The 638-nt window shown below is 41.1% G+C and carries 1 protein-coding gene; it reads right to left on the reverse strand.

The window, feature by feature from the left end:
• Window positions 1-291 precede the first annotated feature (291 nt).
• On the reverse strand, window positions 292-638 hold a 347-nt coding region (locus tag FH871_RS34450), incomplete at its 5' end, for an ATP-binding protein (protein ID WP_138995325.1).

A 638-nucleotide genomic window follows, 5' to 3' on the forward strand; every position in this document is an offset into this window, starting at 1 on the left:
AATGACCCCTTTCAAAATCACCTCTGTTTAATTTGAGTCGCCTCAATTCTTAGACGACTCCCCAGATTGTTTTTTATGTTCTTTTCAAACTTGAGATGGACTTCTTTGTGTTTCTTCTTGAAGCCTGTGATTCAGGCTCCTGATTGTTCCAAAGTTTTATCTATTTAATCGCAGCTGAAATTTCTTAAGCTTCTGGTGCTTTTTAAAGTTTTGGAAAGACTACGGTGAAGGTGATGGTATCTTCCTTATAGCTNTAATCGCAGCTGAAATTTCTTAAGCTTCTGGTGCTTTTTAAAGTTTTGGAAAGACTACGGTGAAGGTGATGGTATCTTCCTTATAGCTGGCAAAGATACGTCCACGAAAGAGTTTGACCACACTTTGGGCCATGGAAAGGCCAATACCGAATCCTGATTTTTTCTTATTATTGTGGGATTCCTCTTCCCGATAGAAGCGCTCGAAAAATTTACTATAATCCGTGTCTTTACCTTCTTTATAAGTGTTGGAAACCTGCAAGCGAGCTCGCTTGCGTGTACGACCGACTTGACTGAGGCGGACACTGACCTGACCATCGGGGTCACAATATTTATTAGCATTGTCCACTAAGATGGTGACCAGCTCGAAAAGGGATTTCTCCTCAG

Source organism: Larkinella sp. C7 (genome assembly GCF_006149005.1).
In the GTDB taxonomy this organism is placed as follows: domain Bacteria; phylum Bacteroidota; class Bacteroidia; order Cytophagales; family Spirosomataceae; genus Larkinella.